The sequence below is a fragment of the Ensifer sp. LC163 genome (genome assembly GCF_001695855.1).
GTDB lineage: Bacteria > Pseudomonadota > Alphaproteobacteria > Rhizobiales > Rhizobiaceae > Ensifer.
The window spans coordinates 1-17,597 of record NZ_MBSS01000033.1 but is presented as its reverse complement, the minus strand read 5'-3'; the positions used below and the strand labels follow the sequence as shown (position 1 = coordinate 17,597).

Here is a 17,597-nt window from a genome sequence, read left to right as displayed (position 1 = left end):
CTGGCCTCCGGCGAGGACAGCCTCACCCTCAATGGCGTCGGCTTCACCGTCACCGACGGCGACGGCAGCCCCGCCAACGGCTCCTTCAATGTCAGCATCGTCGACGACGCGCCGACGGCCACGTCACCTGATAATGCTATCGTCACCAACGCGGCAGGCAGTCCCGTCGTCTTCGAACTGGATCAAGACGGCACAATGGCCAATAACTATGGTGCTGATGGTGCGGGCACCGTGCGGTTCCCGGATTCGATCGAAAGCCAACCCAGCGGCCTGACATCGAATGGCGTTCCAATCATCTACCAGGTGTCCGCGGACGCACTGACCCTCACGGGCCTTGCAGGTGCGACATCGGTCTTCGTCATTGTCCTTGATCCGGCCAACGCTACCTACTCGGTTGACATGAACGGGAGGGTCGACAGCACGACGCAGGTCTCCTTCAGCGGTGGAGGTTATAGTTTCGTCGGCGGTGCCGATCCGTGGGCTGGTTTCATCGGTGCGAACGAGACTGTCAACGCTCCAGTCAACAACGATAGCCCCGATCTGTTGCTTACCCCTGAGGTTGGGGGCGTGCATGACGGGAGAATTAACACCTCAAATCACTCTGGCGGCGTAAGTGACGGAGGCAGTGTTGGGAGCGACGAGGCATTCCGAGTCGACTTCGTGACCGATCTAAGAGGAAATCCGAATAGCACCGGTAACGGCGACTACGATACTCTATCGAAGCGGGACCATGTTTTCGATGGTCACTATACCGTCAATGGATCAACCGCCACCTTCACCACTAGCGGTAGTGAGGTTAAGATCACGGCATTCGACGACAACGATACTGGCACCAATACGCACGCGGTCGGTGACGGACAAATCGATGCGATCACTGCCGTCGTCATCCGCTACAACGGCCAGACCCAGATCATCGACCTGACTCAGCCACTTCCTTCTCCACCGTTATATACGATCGGTGGGCATGATTTTACGATAGGCAAGAACGCCGATGGGTCAGTCAATATCGGGGGTGTGCACGGGGACAACAACATCTCGACGCAAATCGGCGTCTTTACCAGTAACGGTTACAATAGCGTCGAGTATTCCTGGGTATCGGGCGACCCCTTCAAGCTCGGTCAGTTTGGTGCGGCCGTGCCGACCACCCAGCCAGTCAACTTCGGCGTGCCAATTGAAGTGGTCGATGGAGACGGCGACACGGCGTCGAGTAGCATCGACGTCACTCTAACTGCCTCGGGACAAGGGATTCAAAATTACTCGCTGGCAACCAGTGAGCAAACTGCCACAGCGACGGCATCGGATCCCCACATCATCGGGTCAGATTTTGACGACAGTCTCTATGGCAATTGGGCGATCAACGCGCTTTATGGCAATGCTGGTGTGGACCACCTCTACGGCAATGCGGGCAACGATGTCCTCTCCGGCGGCACGGGCGACGACACGCTCTACGGCGGCAGCGGCTCCGACACCATGACCGGTGGTGCGGGCAGAGATACCTTTGTGATCAATATCGATTCGCGGGGCCCTAGCATCGATGACGTCATCGCCGACTACAATTACAGCGAGAATGATGCCGTCGATCTGTCCGCCCTGCTGGGCAACTTGCCGTCGGGAACGACTCTCAAGGACAATTACGTGCGTGTTCAGGACGCAGGCGGCGGCGACGCGAACCTGCAGATAGATACCGACGGCAGCGCCGGCAATACTGTGACATGGCACACGGTCGCCGTGCTGGAGGACTTCCAGGTCTCGACCGAGGTGGTGAAGGTCCTGTTCACCGAAAACGGTGCGCCGAAGACACAGGACGTTCCTTAAACTCCTTAAACGCATTGTCGGTCTCGACAGCACAGCGGTTCTCGGCAATCATCCGGGAACCGCAGTTTCCAGGGGGAGTCTTTTCATGATCAGAAGCATGCTGGCGGGGGCGATGGTCGCTCTGATGCCTCTTTCAGGTTTCGCAGCCGATCTCATCGTCGACTATGCGCCGGCCGCCAGGCAGTGCACCGAGCTCAGCCAGTCCTCGTTGACGGTCGAGCAGGATGTCACCACCCTGACCAAGGAAGTCGTATCGCGCATGGACGAGGCGATCGCCGTTGCCGATGATCCGCGCTGGATCTCCTCGACGCGGCCGGCCTTCGTCTGGGCCTCCGAGACCAAGGTCGCCTGCGGCAAGGCCTACGGCTATCTGCAATCCAGTTGGCGGGATGAGGACTACATCGCCAAGTGTGATTGCTTCTACGCCAAAATGCGGCACTTCATGAATTGAGACAGTTGGTATGACAGTCATGCCCCACGTTGTCGTTTCACCGGCACGGCGTGTGTCGTCGCGCCGGCAATGGTTGGCATTCGGCGTGCTCGCGCTCGGTGTGCTCGCGGGCTGCCAGGCTGCCCCCACCCCTCAAGATGTGCTCGACGTGGAATCGCCGCAGGCGATGTATGCCCGGCGTGCGGCCGAGCATGCGGTGAAACCGCAGGAAACATTCGGCAATGGCGCGACGCGAATCGCGCTGATCACCGCCCTCATGGCGCCGACGGGCGAAACCGTGCGCGAACGCGATATCCGCGATGGCGCTTCGCTCGCGGTCGACGAGCTTGGCGGCGGCCAGCTATCGCTACTGGTCGAGAATACTGACGGCTCGCCACAACAGGTCAAGGACGCGGCAAAGAGGCTCGCCGATCAGAAAGTCGCGCTTGTCGCTGTGTCCGCCGCCGACGTGCCTGTCAGCACCTTGCGTGACGGGTTAGGCTCCGCCCGCACGCCGCTGCTGATGTTCCGCGGCAATGGCGCCGAGCGGCCGGCCGGCACTTTCGCTTTTGTGTCCGATCGTATCGACAGTGCCGTCGAGGGCGCTTCCTATGCGGTGGCGGCGGGCCGTAAGCGGCTTGTCGCGCTCTTGCCCAGCGATGTCTCCACCGGCGACCGACAGAGGCTCGAGCGCGGGCTTGCCGACTATGGCATCAAACCGGTTCTACTTGCCGTGACCAGCTCCACCGCGTTTTCCGGTGACGCGGCATCAAAGGCCAAGCTCAAGGATATCGACGCGGTGCTCTTGGTTGGCGCGGGAGATCCCGACGTCGGCGCGCTGTCGCAACTCAAGGCCAATGGCTATCTGAAGCCGAATGCGATGATTGTTGGAAGTTCCGGTTGGATCGCTGCCGCCTACAAACGTCCGGAGCTTTCCGGAAGTCATCTCTGTCTGTTCGGTCCGGAGAACGGCTCCCGGATGACCTCGCGCTATCTCAGTCGTTATGAGCGCGCCGCTGCCGCGGATGCGGCCTACGGCTTCGATGTGATTGCGCTTGCGGCCGGCCTCGTACGCAGCCAGGGTGAAAACGCCATCAGCCAGGAAAGCATCCGGTCTCCCAACGGCTTCGTCGGCGCGGCGGCTGCATTCCGGTTCGAACCGAACGGCACTGTGCAGCGAACCTGCGCAATCTATCAAGTCACGGGCGGGAACTTGAAACTCCTGGATCCGGCCCCACGCTCGTTCTGAGCCGGGTGCTCGGGCTCGTTGGTGAATTCGGGAGGCGCAACCAGCCCGCCTCCCTGAATGAAGCCGGGAAACTCCAGTCTCCGGCGGTCCGAGGTTTGGGGGCGGTTCAGGTGATGTTTGAACTCCGGACGAACTCCGTAGATTCCAGGTCACGATGTTCCATCATCCCGCCTTGCCGCAGGCTGACCCTAGAAACCGCCGGCGCGGATCATGGAAAAATAGTCGTCATCGCCCACCTGGCCGCCCTTGAGCGCGATCTCCAACCCGTCCGCTTCGCCGCCATGGGCGATACAGAGCGGCGAACCGGGCGTCTGTGGCAGTGGCATCTTCAAGGTCAGGGCTGAGATGCCCATCTCGCCAAGGGCGTGACTTGAGGTGTCGCCTCCCGCAACCACAGTCCGCGCAAGTCCGGCACGCGAAACAAGTTCGGCCTGGATTCGACCAAGCGCCCTGCCGAGGCGATGGCGGGCGCCATCCGACGTATCGAGTTCGCGGCCCCTGTCCGCTGATGGCCCAAGCGCCGTATATAGAATGACGCTACTGCCACGTTCCAACGCGCTTAGGCCAGCGGCCACCGCTGCAGCAATTTCTCTCCCACCCGTGCCGCCGGAGAGCTCAAGCGGATCAAGCATGACACCTTCGAAACCGTGTGCGAGCGCATGCTGGATCTGTCTCTCTGTCGTGGGCGAAACGCTGCCCGAAACGACGGCGATGCGATCGACCGGTCCGGCCGCCGCGAAGACGGGTTTGTCCCCGATCAGCCGTTCACTGCGCCAGGCGGGGATCAGCGCATATTCAACGCCGGAGGAACCGCAGACGAACCGGCTCTCCCGGCGGAGTTTATTCCAAAGCAGCGCACCGGCTGCAACCTGCGTTGCGTCGTCAACGACATCGAGGAGCAGCACATCAGCGTTCTCCGGCCGAATCGCGCCCGGAAGCGAGACAATGTCGACGAGCGCTGATGACAGCTTCGTCTGCCGTGCAAGATGCAGCAGCAGATTGGCCTCGTCCATCGGCGTAACCGGATGGCGCGACATGACCGGGTGACGATCAATGCGATAATTGCGGCCCTGGTAGGCGGCGAAGAGTTCACCAAAGGCGGTATAGCGGCGAATCTGCGGCGCGCCGACGATGAGTGGCACCGTCTCCTCGCCGAAGACCTCACGCCCGATCTCGATCGCCCGGCCGATATTGCCGACATGCGGCGCGGAATCGAAGGTCGAGCAGACCTTATAGTGGCAGAGCTCGGCATCAAGCGTCTTCAGCCAGTCGAAGGCATCGCGGAGATGCACATCCATCCACGCCGGCGTTTCGCTGCGGCTGGTGCCGGCAAGCCCGAAGGCGCGCGCGCCAGAAAAGCGCGACAACAGGTCTGCATCTGGCACTTTCAGGAACAGAACGGTCTCGACGCCGTTCGAGGCAAGCGCCTCCATCACGTCCGTCGAGCCGGTGAAATCGTCGCCGTAGTAGCTGATCAGGGGTCGTGACATGATTCAGGCCGCCTTGCCGTCGGCAAACTTTTCAATCGATTGCGCCAGTTCCGGGTGATCCTTCGCATAGGTCTCAAGCGGCACACCCGCAACCGCCGCCTCCCAAGCCTGCTTGACGGCCTTCACACCGGCACCGGGTCCACCCGGATGGCTGACGATGCCACCGCCGCAAAGATAGAGCAGCTCGGTGGAACCACCTGTGGCCGCAATCGTATCCGGCGCCTGTCCGCCCCACTGACCCGAGCCGATGACCGGCAGCGCCACGTCATTCTCGGAAAAGAGCGGCGTGCTGACGGCTCTGTAGGAACGCACGAAACTTTCGTCCGGCTCCCAGTACTTCACGCGAATGCCGTTGATCTGAAACTGATCGACGCCGAGCAGGCGCCAGAACTGCTGCCAGACGGAAAATTCGAACCCGAGGCCGGCATGGCGCGTGAGGATATCCCAGCCATTGCGGTGGGCGTGCAGCACAAGGCCGGAGCGCTTACGCAGGAAGGCAAGACCACCGAAACCAATCGAATTGATATTGACCACGGCGCAATTGCCACCGGCATTGCGCACGATGTCGTGGTTGCGCATCATTTCGTCAGGGTCGGCATGGCTGATGCCGAAGGCATACATCACCTTCTTGCCGGTTTTCTGCTCGTGATCGAGGATCAGTGGCATGATTGCGGCTACCCGGTCCTTCAGGGGCGAGTAGGCCGGGCTCATCAGTTTCTCATCATCCTTGACGAAATCGACACCCGCCTCGATCAGATCGCCGACCATCGCGGCGCTCTCGTGGGGCCGGAGCCCGAGCGCCGGCTTGACGATGGTTCCGATGATCGGCCGGTCCTTCACTCCAGTCAGCGCGAAACTGCCCGGCACGCCGAACTGCGGGCCCGGATGCGCAGCTGCGAACTCCTGCGGCAGTTTCATCCCGACGATGCGAATGCCCGTCATGCCCTTGATCGAGTAGACGCCGCCGATTGCAATTGTCATCAAGGCGGCGAGATCGGTACCGACCGCATCCATCGGAAAGTCGATATCGACGTCTGCGCGATTGAAATGCGTGTTCCCACCGGCCTCATCGGGAAGGGAGGCCTGGCTGGTCGCAGGCAGGGGACGGATGGCAACGACACGGGCAGCCACCCGTGCCTTAAGCTCTTCCGTCTCGCCTGGCAGGGCAACGAAGGTACCCGTCGACTGATCGCTGGCGATCTTTGTCGCCAGCGCCTCCACTGAGCCGGGCGTCTCTATCCGATAGGTCAGGCGGATCACGTTTTCTCCCCTCCACGACATGGCGGCATGCTTGTTAAGGTGCACCAACTGGTATAATGAGTATTTATGTGATTGCAAGTCGTCTGCGGCATGGCTATTGCGGCGATGGAACTTGATGCATATTCAAACCTGTCCAAATCAGGTGACCCATGAATGTCATTTCCGAACCGATCGTCCGCAAAAAACTCTCCGATGAAGTCTTCGCGCGACTGAAGCAGATGATCGAAACCGGTGAGCTGAAGGCGGGCGACGACATGCCCTCCGAACGCGAACTCATGGAACGCTACGGCGTCGGCCGCCCGGCCATACGCGAGGCGATGCAGGCGCTCGCCGGAAAAGGCCTCGTCGAAATCTCGCAGGGCGAGCGCGCCAAGGTCCTGCGCATCACCGCCGAATCCATCATCAGGCAGGTCGACCTGCCGGCAAAACTGATGCTCTCCGGCTCGTCTGACACGCTGGAACACCTGAAGAACGCGCGCATCTTCTTCGAGCGCGGCATGGTTCGCGAGGCAGCGGCCAGGGCAGACGCGACGCATATCGCCGAGCTTCGCGCCCTCCTCGACAAGCAAAAGCAGAGCCTCGGCGATGCGGATGCCTTCATCGACGCAGACATGGAGTTTCACCAGGCGATCGCCCGAATTTCCGGAAACCCGATCTTCGCTGCGGTGAGCGGAGCGATGCTGGGATGGCTCAAGTCCTATCATACGGAAATGCTCATCTGGACGGGTCGCGAGAATTTCACGCTCTCGGAGCATGAGGAAATCATCCGCGCCATCGAAAGCCGAGACGCCGATCTCGCCGAGCAGGCCATGGTCAAACACCTGGAACGCTCCCGCGCACTTTACGCCCTCAAGGGCCAGAAATAGCGCTCAGAGCACGATCTCCACGCAGCCGTAGGGCGGCAGCGTCATCCGCTGGTGCGCCGGCAATTCAGCCCTTTCAGCGGCGATCACTGCAACCTTGTTCGGTGTGGCGGGCAACACAATGGATTGGACGGCAGAGGTGATGTTCGCAAGAAGCAACCGCTCCTTTGAGGCCAGTCCAACAACCGCGTCCGGTCGCGACGTCTCGACCGCATGCATTGGCTGATGTGACATGGCACCGAGGCGCGTCAGTACATGCGCCAGCGGCCGCAGTTCTCCCCTTGCCGTTGCCTCTCCATCGCCGGCCGAAAGCCCGAAGGGACCGGCAAGGGTCGAAAGCGTCAGTACCTCCAGCGCCGCCGTCGCCACAGTCGCGGCATAGGCCAACGTATAGGCTGCGCCAAACTGGCCATTGTGGCGCGGGTCGGTATCGGCCATCGGAATTCGGGACCCTGCCGGGTTTTCCTTCGTCGCGCTGCCATAGGGGTTCTGGCGCATGGCGATCGTCGAGGGGCCGATGCGGTAGGGCTTATCGCCATAGATCGCCCGGGTGGTGCTGATGACGTAGCGCAATGCCTCGAAGGTCTGCATGACCGAAAGATCGTCGGCCGCATGCACGATCGGGTTCGTCGAATGGCTGACATAGTCGATCAGAACGGAAGGCACCCGCTTGCGATTGAGCTCGGTGAAATAGCTCATCATGCCGCCGCCAAGCCGGACGCCAGGAAAGGCGGCGCGCGCTGCGGCATAGACATCGGCGAGATCCGGGCATTCCGGCCACGCGCTGCCGGGCGGCGTTGACTGCCGATCCACAGACGGAGAGACGAACAGCGTATCAAGCGCAAGACCCGCGCGATCGACGAGGGCCGCAAATTCCGCCATCTCCTCTTCGAGCGGCAGCACGCACGGCACGGCAAGCTCCAGCGTTACCTTCAGGCCAGACCGAGCCGCGATCGCAGCGTAGCCCCTCAGTGCCTCAAGCCCATGTCCCGCGCCGGGATCGAAATGGGCGATCAGATGCTCGGCACCAACCGTCTTCAGCGCATGGAGCGAAGCCAGTTCTTCCTCGCGGCATTCAGGACGCAACCCTATGCCGATCGCCGGAAACCGCATGTTTGTCGGCACCAGTCTCACCGCAATCGAATCCGAAGCTCCGACCGCCGATGCCGCGCCCTCCTCCGCCCGGATTTGCGCAGAAATCCGCTGGCTGAAGGGCTCGTTCTTCGGCACAAGATAGGGCCAGGGCAGAGCCAGCGGTCGCACGTAGGTCTTATAGGAACCATCCGTCCAGTTCCGCTGATCTTCCATTTCGAAGACGTCGCCCACGAATTCCGTTGTCGCCACAATGCCGGGTGCAACGCGGTGCGTGATCGCGGCGATGTCCTTGAAGGGCTGCCAGGGCTCGATCTCATCTGGCCATCGAGCGTCTTGCACGCTGCCGTCACCATGCCTGACCTCGACAGGTTCTCCAGCGACACCGACGACGGGGTGCAAGACCACGAAACCCGCCCGCGCGGTTTCGAAATCCGCGTCGCTGACGCAGTCTGCAGAAAAGGTCACGCTGTCCGACGTTCCAGTGATCGCTATGTCGCAATCAAGATTTGCGCCGCACGGCGCGGTAAAGCGTGCGTGATAACGGAGCAAGAAGCCGTTTTTCCGTTCCGTCACCGCGAGACCGCTGATCGTTGCACTGCAGGTGCCCCAATCCTTGTCGCGCACGAGGAAGGAGATGGCGCGCAGGACCTCGTGACCGCGGAAACGCAAACCGCGCAGATTGCCGTTCTGCAGCTCGACGCTCAAATCGCCGGCGACAAGCATCCGGCTTTCCGGCTCGCGCTCCGCGGTGCCATAAAGTCGGAGCGTGTCTTGGCTCATGCCAGCAAGTCTCCAACCGCGACGGTCTCACCGCGCGCGGCGCTGAGATAGGCAGCCTCGACCAGCGCGAAGGTCTTCAGATTGTCCCGGCCCGAAGTATCGGGTTGCTGGCCGGACGCCAGCCGCTCGATCCAATGCTTCTGGATGAGCGCGACGCTCTCCTGAATGTTGTGCCAGGGTCGCGAAGCCCAGGGCAGCAACTTGGGCGCAACGACGCTTTCCTTCGTGCCGTCCGGGGAGTGGACGGTAAGTCTGTAGCCCTTGCCGAGGCGTAGCGTACCCTTGCTGCCGTCGATCTCCACGAAGGTTTCCGGAAAGGGTTCTTCCGGAAGCTTGGTTGCATAGCTGACATCGACAAACGAGGTGATGCCATTGTCATGGTCAAGCAGCATGGTCGCGACGTCCTCGCCAGCGATAGTCGGGTTGATGCGGGCCGTGCGGGCTGTCATGCGGCTTGCATCACCGAACAGGAAACGGGCGATATCAAGCGAATGGATACCGAGATCCTCGATGATGAAGCGCTTGCCTTTGGCGAGGTAAGGTTGGCCGGAAAAGACGTCGAAGCCGGAGCGGAACGAGATGCGACCCCAGAACGGCACGCCGATCGCGCCGCTCGCCAGCACGTCCTTGACCGCGAGGATCGGCGTCTGCCACCGAAAATTCTCGTGGATCATCAGGGCGATACCCGCCTTTTCGGCGATCTTCACCATGGCCTTGGCGTCCTCAAGCGTCGGTGCGAATGGCTTCTGGCAGATCGCCGGTACTTTGGAAGAGGCGGCAAGTTCGACAAGTGCACGGTGGCTGCCAACCGTCGTGGCGATATCGACGAAATCAAAACCGCCATCGGCAAACATCGCCTCCGCCGACAGGTAGCGCCGTGCTATGGAGAACTGATCGCCGACGAGCCGAAGCCGTTCCGGATCGCGATCGCAGATCGCCACGATCTCGACATCAGACAGGTCCTTCCAGCCGTGCATCTGGTTGACTGCAAAGAAGCCGCAGCCGATCAGTGCGCCCTTGACCTTCGCCATGCTCAGCCCGCCTTTGCCATCTGCATGAGAGTGACCCGTTGCTGCAGGCGGCGCTGCGCCTGGTCCACCACAACGGCGACGATGATCACCAGCCCCTTGATCACCATCTGCCAGAACGAACTAACGCCCATCATCACCAATCCGTCAGAGAGAATGCCGATCACGAAGGCGCCGATGATCGTCCCGCCGATCGTCCCACGCCCACCCGACATCGATGTACCACCAAGAACGGCCGCCGCAATGGCATTGAGTTCGAGATTGGTACCGGTTGCCGGGTGCGAGGCCATCAGTTCCGACGAAATGACCAGCCCAACGATTGCGGCGCAGAAGCCGGAGAACATGTAGACGAACATTTTGACGCGGTTGACGCGGATGCCCGACATGCGCGAGGCGCGTTCGTTGCCGCCGACGGCGAAGATATGCCGGCCAAGCGGCACGAAGCGGGCAAAATAGGCAGCCCCAAGCGCAACGGCGACGAGAATCCACACGGAGACGGGCAATCCGAGGATCGTGCCTGAACCGAGGTAGCTGAAACCCTGGTTGCCCAGGTCCTCGCGCCCCGTGAGATTGGGCAATGTCTGGCCATCCGAGTAAAGCAGGGCCATCCCGCGCGCGACATAGAGGGTACCAAGTGTCGCGATAAAGGGGGCGACGTTCAACCGGGTGATCAACAGGCCGTTGATCGCACCGATCAGGATGCCGACGACCGCGACGATGATCGCCACCTCGATGACGTTGAAATACATCGTATAGCCGAGCGGCAACGCCACGCCGTACATGATGAGCCCGCCGGCGATCATGCCGCAGAGGCCGACGATCGAGCCGACCGACAGGTCAATGCCGCCGGTAATGATGACGAAGGTCATGCCGATCGCGAGGAAAGCGTTCTGCGTCGCGTGCTTCGTCATCAGGATCATGTTGGCGGTTGAAAGGAAGTTTGGCGCGAAGATCGAGAAGAAGATGATCACCGCGAAGAGCGCGATGAATGTCCTCAGCTTCATGAGCGTGAGGAGCGCCGACCCGCTGGAAAAGCTGTCGGCGGCGGCAGTTTGAGTTGCTGTCGTCATCACGCATGCATCCTTTTGGTTTTATGTCCCTCTGCAGAGGCCGAAACGATCATCTCATCGGTCGCGTGCCTGCGGTCGACCACGGTGACCAGCCGGCCGTTGCTCATGACCGCGATGCGGTCGGAAAGTGCCATGACCTCTTCGAGGTCCGAGGTGGAAAACAGGATGGCGAGGCCCTCGCCCGCCAGGCGCCGCATGGTCAGGAAGACATCGGCCTTTGCGCCGACATCGATCCCACGGCTCGGTTCGTCCATCAACAGGACTTTCGGGCCGGTCATGAGCGCCTTGCCGATCACGACCTTCTGCTGATTTCCACCCGACATAGACGTCACGTCGAATTCCGGGTTTCTCGCCTTGATCGAGAGATTGCGGATCGCCTCGTTGATCGCCTTGGCTTCGCGCGCGACGTCGATGTGGAATCCCGCCCTCAGAAACTGACCAAGGCTCGCCATGGTCAGATTGTTGGCGATCGACATCGACTGAACCAGGCCCTCGCGCTGGCGATCTTCGGGGATGAGCGCCAGCCCGTTGCGAATGCGGCGGGTCGTGTCGCGCCCCTTGAGCTCCTGGCCGTCGACATAGATCTTGCCGGTATAGTGTTCGTGGCAACCCATGATGCACTCGAAAAGCTCCGAGCGGCCGGCGCCCATCAGACCGTAGATGCCGAGGATTTCGCCCTTGCGCACGCCGATCGAAACGTGATCGACGGCAAAGCCGCCCTGCGCCCTCGGCAGGCAGATGTTCTCGGTGCGGAAGACCTCTTCGCCCGGCTCGTGGTCCACCTGCTTGGCGAAATCCTTGGCGTCCGAACCGATCATGGAGCGCACGATCCAGCGCGTGTCGATGTCCTTGACCATGGCATGGCCGGTGATTTGGCCATCCTTCAGGACGGTGATGTAGTCGCCGATACGCATCAGCTCCTCCAGCCGATGCGAGATGTAAACGATCGCAACACCCCGCGCCTTCAGATCGGTGATGACCCGGAAGAGAACGTCGACCTCGGCCGCGCTCAAAGCCGAAGTGGGTTCGTCCATGATCAGGATGCGCGTGTCGAGCGATACTGCGCGTGCGATCTCGACGAGTTGCTGCTGGCCGATCGGCAGGTCCTCGGCAAGCGTCTCGGCAGAGATCCCCGCTTCCAGGCGGTTGAGGAATTCATTGGCTTTCTCGACCTGTGCGCGGTGGTCGATGCCGCGAATGCCGCGGGTAAGCTCACGGGTCGCAAAAATGTTCTCGGCAACGGAGAGATTGCCGAACAGGTTCAGTTCCTGGAAGACGATGCCGATGCCGTGACGCACCGCGTCGGCCGGGCTGTCGAGGTGTATGCGCTCGCCGTCCAGCCAGATTTCACCAAGCGTCGGTCGTTCAACGCCGGCGATGATGCGCATCATCGTCGACTTGCCGGCGCCGTTTTCACCGACGAGTACGTTTACCGCTCCGCGCCGGAGTTTGAGGTCTGCCTTTTTCAGCGCCACGATGCCGGAATAGGCCTTCGTGATCTCCTTCAGTTCAAGGATGACGTCGCCGTCGTCGATGCCGCTCATGATTAGCCTCCAACGGTGAGGGTGGCCGGCACGAATTGCGGCAACTGGCCCTTGGTCGGCAACGGGTAGGCGCCGGTAGCCTTGATCTTCTTGCCGGCCAGGCCGTCGCGCGGCAGTTTTTCAAGCAGCGCGCCGTTCACGTAGGTATTGAACGACTTGCCGTACTGCGCCCATTCGATCTGGTTCTTGAACTCGTTGAAATTCACGAACTTGAGGCTGTCGCGCAGCGCCGTGCCGCGAATGGCCGGGCCTATCGAGACGCGGACATCCGCCTTGCCGTCGCCGTCGACATCCACATCGACATAGGCGGCGCGTGACTTGGTTTCTTCTCCCACGATCACGCCGTCGATCCTGGCGGCAAAAGTCCAAGGCGCATTGCCCTGTTTTTCCTTGTGGCCGTATTTCTCCGCCGCGGCACTGAGGTCGGTCGCGGCAAGCGCCGAGACCTCCTGGAAGGCGCCGGCGCGACCATCAAGGTAAGGAATGACCTTCGCGTCCCAGATATCGACGACCAGCTTGTCGGGATTGAACGCACCTGCCGCCGCCTGCCTTTGCTCATCCTCGGTCTTGACGAGCTTGCAGCCGCCAAGCGCAAGAGCGCCGGCAAGCATGAGTGTGCATGCAGCCTGAAACCTGGGCATTCCCATTCTCCGTCATGAACATAGGACGCAAGGCGGGGTTCGGCCGCCTTGCGCTATCGTGGGAAAAGTTATTCGGAGAGCGCGAACGTCTCGAGCTTGTCTGCGTTGTCAGCGGTAATCAGAATGCAGTCCATAAGCTGCTTTTCTTCCGCCGGAGCCTTGCCGGTCGTGATGTACTCGTGCGCCTGGGTGACGGCGAGCTGGGCCTGCGCGTAGGCCGGCTGCATGACGGTTGCCTTGATGCCGCCCGCATTGATCGAGTCGCGAACGTCGTTGGAGCCGTCGAAACCAACGACAGTGACGTCCTTGCGGCCGGCGGCCTGAAGCGCTGCGATCGCCCCCATGGCCATCGTGTCGTTGCCGGCGATCACACCCTGGATGTCCGGGTTGGCCTGGAGGATCGTCTCCATCTTGGAGTAGCCCTCGGTCTGGCTCCAGTTGGCCGACTGCTGGGCAACCATCTTCATTTCCGGATATTCGTCGATGACATCGTGATAGCCCTTGGAGCGGATACCCGCATTCAGATCGGCTTCACGACCAAGCAACTCGACGTAATTTCCCTTCTCGCCCATCAGGCGCACGAACTCTTCGGCACCGAGTTGCGCACCCTGATAGTTGTTCGAGACGATCTGCGAGACGGCGACGCCGGTCGCATTGATTTCGCGGTCGATCAGGAAAGAGGGAACGCCTGCGTCCTTGGCCTTCTTGACGGCAGCAATCGATGCTTCGGAACCGGCGTTGTCGAGGATGATCGCCTTGGCGCCGCGGCCGATGGCCGTATCGATGAGCTGCGACTGCTTGTTGGCGTCGTCATCGTGCACCAGAACCAGTGTCTCGTAACCGAGTTCCTTGGCCTTGGCCTCTGCGCCGACGGCTTCCGCCTTGAAGAAGGGATTATCATGGCTCGGCGTGATGATCGCGATGAGGTCTGCGGCGAAAGCCGGCATTGCGGCGCTGGCGGCCATGACGGCGGCGAAGCCGACGGTGATCAATCTGCGGGTAACTTTCATATTCTCCTCCCAGTTAGGCACAGGACTTCCTCGACCACCCCTCCATTGAAAGTGGCCCTCCGGTGCAATCGCTTCTTTCGGGCGCGCAAGACGCCCTAAAACGGCGGGCAAAGCCCGCCACATGTCAGGTAATGCGTTGAATGCTGGCCGCAATTTCCGCAGGCTCGAACACGCGCCTCCAATCGTCCCTCATGAGCACCGGCTTGCCGAACTCGATTGCCTTGTTGCAGGCATCGGAGAAGACCCCCGGAGTCTCCTCGAAAATCACGGCGCCGAGCACGTTCATGTGGCCGAGCAGGAAGTCGCGAGCCGCTTCTTTGGGAACGCCGCGGCGAACGCACTCGTCCATGGCCTCGCGCATGACGACGAGCAGTGAGGCGCAGACCGTTTCCGAAAGTCCTGGCTCGAGCAGCGCCATCTGCTCGACCGTGACCCGGTGCGACCGCATGACCGGCGCCCAGATCACCTTGGCGATCTCTTCACCGAGTGCATAGGCGCTTTCAGGACCCTGCATCAGAGCCGAAACGATGTGCTGTTTTGCAGCGATGCCGCCGAAAAAGTCCCGTTTGGCGGAAGGGTCCGTTTCATCGTTGAAGATCGGCGGATGGCAGGGATGCGTGACGAAATAGGTAAGGTCGGCACGCTGCGGCAGGTGGCCAGCAAACGGCGCCGCGGCGTCGAGCGCGATGACCATCGCGCCCGGCTCCAGCTTGTCGACGATGCCGGCCGCGACCTTGCCGATCGCCGTGTCGGGAACCGCGAGAATGACCACCTCAGCCCCACCGAGCCCCGCATCGGCCGAAACGCAGGCTATGCCGAGTTCGTCGGCAAGCCGGGCCTTGCCGCTGTCGCTGACCTCGATATGCCGGACATCGAAGCGCGACCCTTTTAGGTTCTTGGCAAGCCGATAGCCCATTTTACCACCGGCACCAAACAACGCGATCGATGTCATCGAAGTCTCCTTAAATGCCTGAGCTCACCCATCTGGGTCAGCTGGATGTCCACGCCTCTCTCCAGCGTCGAGGATATATTTCGCAACTGGTATAACATGTCAATAACTATCTATCATGATATGTGATGTGCGCAATCTTGCCGGCCGTTCGAGCGGACCCGTGGATCAACTGCTGCGAGATGCGCCTCAGATCAAACTCCACCGCACACGCTGGCTTGAACCGACGAGTGGCTGCATCGTGCCTTTTGTTTTCTTCGCCAAGAGGTGGGGCGGATCTGTAAGGAACCGGATGCCCGCGGAACGCCCTACGACGATCGACAGCGAATGCGGCCTTCTGTGATTGCATGTCACGCCTCCCTCGGCAGCCACGCATCACATAGTCATATTTGTAATATCGAAATCAAATTTCCTTGACATTTCAAACAAAAATGCCTGAATTAAAGATAACAACAAATTATCGGAGTTGGTTTGATGCTGGCCATTGTCGCCGATGACCTGACCGGCGCCCTGGATGCAGCCGCCCCGTTCGCCAGCAGGGGACTGCATACGGAGACAGCGCTCACTGTCGGAGCGATTCCTGAGGCCTTGAACGAGCACCCGCAAGTGATTTCAATCAATGTTGGCTCACGGGAATTGGACGCCGCAAGAGCACAGAAAGCAACAGCGGCGGCGCTCGCCGCGTTGCCGCCTGGCACACGCCTGTTCAAGAAGGTCGACTCGCGCCTCAAGGGCAACATAGCCGCCGAGCTCGACGTTACACCTTTTCACGCAGCACTCGTTGCACCTGCCATTCCGGATTTCGGGCGGATAGTGAAGGCCGGCCATGTCCAGGGTTTCGGCGTCGACATACCGATATCGATAGCCGAAAAGCTCGGCCGGCACGCACGCCGCATGACGATCCCCGATGTCGCGACCCCGCAGGAAATGAACGACTGGCTTTTATCATCGCAGCAATCGGGGGCGGATCTGCTGATCGGCGCGCGCGGACTGGCCGAGGCACTCGCCTACCAAATGAGCGGCGGAGCAGATGCGGTTGCGGCCGACATCCCACCGGGCCCGGGACTTTTCGTTATCGGTTCGTGCGATCCGATCACGCTGGCGCAGATCGAGGAATTGCGTGCCACATGCAGGCCGCATTACATGCCTGCGCCAAATGGCCGGCTTGCCAATGCGATCCCAGATGGGAGCCTGATAACTCTGGTGCAGGCGGTTCCAGGGGCTGCACTGACGAATTCGCAGGAAGTGTCCCGACTTTTGGCGGAAAGCGTCTTTCCAGCACTGGCTGAGGTCGCTTCCACGCTGCTTCTTTCCGGCGGCGCTACCGCGGAAGCCGTGTTAGAGAAAATGCGGATCACACGTTTCAGGTTGGTGGGCGAGTGCATGCCAGGGCTGGGCTTGGCCCACGCCGACGGTCGTTGCATCATCGCCAAATCCGGAGGATTCGGACAACCGGGAACGCTGAGGGAGATTGCGGACAGGATTCTCCGCAATATGGGATGACAAATGGGACTGGAGAACGGAACGACACGCAAGAGCCTGGCCGACCTCATCTTCGAGCGGATGCACCGCGCGATCAAGTCGGGCGCATACCAGCCCGATGAGCGCCTGCCGACCGAACACGACCTGGCAGCGGAATTCGAGGTTTCGCGGCCGGTGATCCGCGAGGCGTTGCGGCGCCTGCGCGACCAGGGGTTGATTTATTCGCGGCGGGGAGCCGGCAGTTTCGTGCGCGCCGTCGGCATGAAGGAGCCGCTTGGCTTCGGACAGCTGGAGAATGTTGCGGATCTGCTGAACTGCTACGAGTTCCGGCTGACGGTCGAGCCGGCAGCAGCCGCCGCCGCCGCGGCCCGCCACGATACCACCAGCCTCGGCGCAATTCGCCAGGCGCTCGAGTTGATGCGCGACGCCACCAATCGCCAGTCGCACCGCGAGGACGCCGATTTCCAGTTCCATCTGGCGATCGCGCGCGCGGCCCAGAACAGTTATTTCTCCACCGCCATGGAAGCGCTCAAGGACCATATTGCCGTCGGCATGAAATTCCATGGCGCATCGGTCAAGCGCGAGGCCGCCGGCCTTACGCGTGTCTTCGCCGAACATGAGGCGATTGCCGATGCGATTGCCGCCGGCGACGGCACGAGGGCAAAGCAACTCATGCATGATCACCTGACCGGCTCGCGCGAGCGCCTTTTTCAGACGACCAGATAGACTTACAGCGCCTCAAAGAAAAATGCCTCGGCTTTCCGCCGAGGCATCAGACCGCTGACAAACCCGTCGATTTTTCGGCGGGTTTTGTTTTGCGGATTGGGTTGTTTTTGACGGCCGTGTTTTGGCGGAGGTGAAGAAGGACGCGCCGGCTCACGCCATGGCCGG

Annotated in this window: 15 protein-coding genes; 6 read left to right on the top strand and 9 right to left on the bottom strand. The window is 61.1% G+C overall.

Annotation, left to right across the window (positions count from 1 at the left end; translation table 11 throughout):
* From BC360_RS32995 to BC360_RS22555, 3 genes are all read left to right on the top strand, one after another.
* On the top strand, positions 1 to 1,815 hold a 1,815-nt coding region (locus tag BC360_RS32995; protein WP_139110159.1), incomplete at its 5' end, for a type I secretion C-terminal target domain-containing protein.
* Positions 1,816 to 1,900: 85 nt separating this feature from the next.
* Positions 1,901 to 2,266, top strand: coding sequence for a hypothetical protein (locus tag BC360_RS22560; RefSeq protein ID WP_065796986.1), 366 nt, complete (start codon positions 1,901 to 1,903; stop codon positions 2,264 to 2,266).
* A gap of 10 nt (positions 2,267 to 2,276) precedes the next feature.
* Positions 2,277 to 3,494, top strand: a complete 1,218-nt coding sequence (locus tag BC360_RS22555; protein WP_083222691.1) for an ABC transporter substrate-binding protein — start codon at positions 2,277 to 2,279, stop codon at positions 3,492 to 3,494.
* Positions 3,495 to 3,682: 188 nt separating this feature from the next.
* Here the strand turns inward: BC360_RS22555 and BC360_RS22550 are convergent, their stop codons facing one another.
* Together BC360_RS22550 and oiaX are read right to left on the bottom strand one after the other, a co-directional pair.
* Entirely contained in the window at positions 3,683 to 4,984 is a 1,302-nt protein-coding gene (locus tag BC360_RS22550) for a four-carbon acid sugar kinase family protein (protein ID WP_065796984.1), read from the bottom strand.
* Positions 4,985 to 4,987: 3 nt separating this feature from the next.
* Positions 4,988 to 6,244 (bottom strand): 3-oxo-isoapionate-4-phosphate decarboxylase OiaX, encoded by a 1,257-nt coding sequence (oiaX, locus tag BC360_RS22545; RefSeq protein WP_065796983.1) that lies wholly within the window; start codon positions 6,242 to 6,244, stop codon positions 4,988 to 4,990.
* 149 nt (positions 6,245 to 6,393) lie between these two features.
* Between oiaX and BC360_RS22540 the strand changes: the two genes are divergently transcribed.
* Entirely contained in the window at positions 6,394 to 7,110 is a 717-nt protein-coding gene (locus BC360_RS22540) for a transcriptional regulator NanR (RefSeq protein ID WP_065781761.1), read from the top strand.
* Positions 7,111 to 7,113: 3 nt separating this feature from the next.
* Here the strand turns inward: BC360_RS22540 and BC360_RS22535 are convergent, their stop codons facing one another.
* From BC360_RS22535 to BC360_RS22505, 7 genes are all read right to left on the bottom strand, one after another.
* Complete coding sequence (locus BC360_RS22535) at positions 7,114 to 8,982, bottom strand: hypothetical protein (protein ID WP_065796982.1); 1,869 nt, start codon at positions 8,980 to 8,982, stop codon at positions 7,114 to 7,116.
* On the bottom strand, positions 8,979 to 10,013 hold the full coding sequence (locus BC360_RS22530) for a Gfo/Idh/MocA family protein (RefSeq protein ID WP_065796981.1): 1,035 nt from the start codon (positions 10,011 to 10,013) through the stop codon (positions 8,979 to 8,981). The genes BC360_RS22535 and BC360_RS22530 overlap by 4 nt, the downstream gene beginning before the upstream one ends.
* Before the next feature lie 2 nt (positions 10,014 to 10,015).
* Positions 10,016 to 11,080: an ABC transporter permease gene (locus tag BC360_RS22525; protein WP_065781764.1), complete on the bottom strand. Its 1,065-nt coding sequence runs from the start codon at positions 11,078 to 11,080 to the stop codon at positions 10,016 to 10,018.
* A complete protein-coding gene (locus tag BC360_RS22520; protein ID WP_065781765.1) occupies positions 11,080 to 12,624 on the bottom strand; it encodes a sugar ABC transporter ATP-binding protein in 1,545 nt (514 codons plus the stop codon). The genes BC360_RS22525 and BC360_RS22520 overlap by 1 nt, the downstream gene beginning before the upstream one ends.
* A gap of 2 nt (positions 12,625 to 12,626) precedes the next feature.
* On the bottom strand, positions 12,627 to 13,265 hold the full coding sequence (locus BC360_RS22515; RefSeq protein ID WP_065781766.1) for a DUF2291 family protein: 639 nt from the start codon (positions 13,263 to 13,265) through the stop codon (positions 12,627 to 12,629).
* A 68-nt stretch (positions 13,266 to 13,333) separates the two neighbouring features.
* On the bottom strand, positions 13,334 to 14,275 hold the full coding sequence (locus BC360_RS22510) for a D-ribose ABC transporter substrate-binding protein (RefSeq protein WP_065781767.1): 942 nt from the start codon (positions 14,273 to 14,275) through the stop codon (positions 13,334 to 13,336).
* 124 nt (positions 14,276 to 14,399) lie between these two features.
* A complete protein-coding gene (locus BC360_RS22505; RefSeq protein WP_065781768.1) occupies positions 14,400 to 15,227 on the bottom strand; it encodes a phosphogluconate dehydrogenase C-terminal domain-containing protein in 828 nt (275 codons plus the stop codon).
* A gap of 471 nt (positions 15,228 to 15,698) precedes the next feature.
* Here BC360_RS22505 and BC360_RS22500 point away from each other — a divergent pair, with 471 nt between their 5' ends.
* The gene (locus BC360_RS22500) at positions 15,699 to 16,727 is read left to right on the top strand and encodes a four-carbon acid sugar kinase family protein (RefSeq protein ID WP_065796980.1); all 1,029 of its coding nucleotides are present in this window, start codon (positions 15,699 to 15,701) and stop codon (positions 16,725 to 16,727) included.
* A gap of 3 nt (positions 16,728 to 16,730) precedes the next feature.
* Positions 16,731 to 17,432 carry a FadR/GntR family transcriptional regulator gene (locus BC360_RS22495; protein WP_065781770.1) on the top strand — a complete coding sequence of 234 codons (702 nt, stop codon included), beginning with the start codon at positions 16,731 to 16,733 and terminating at the stop codon, positions 17,430 to 17,432.
* Positions 17,433 to 17,597 lie beyond the last annotated feature (165 nt).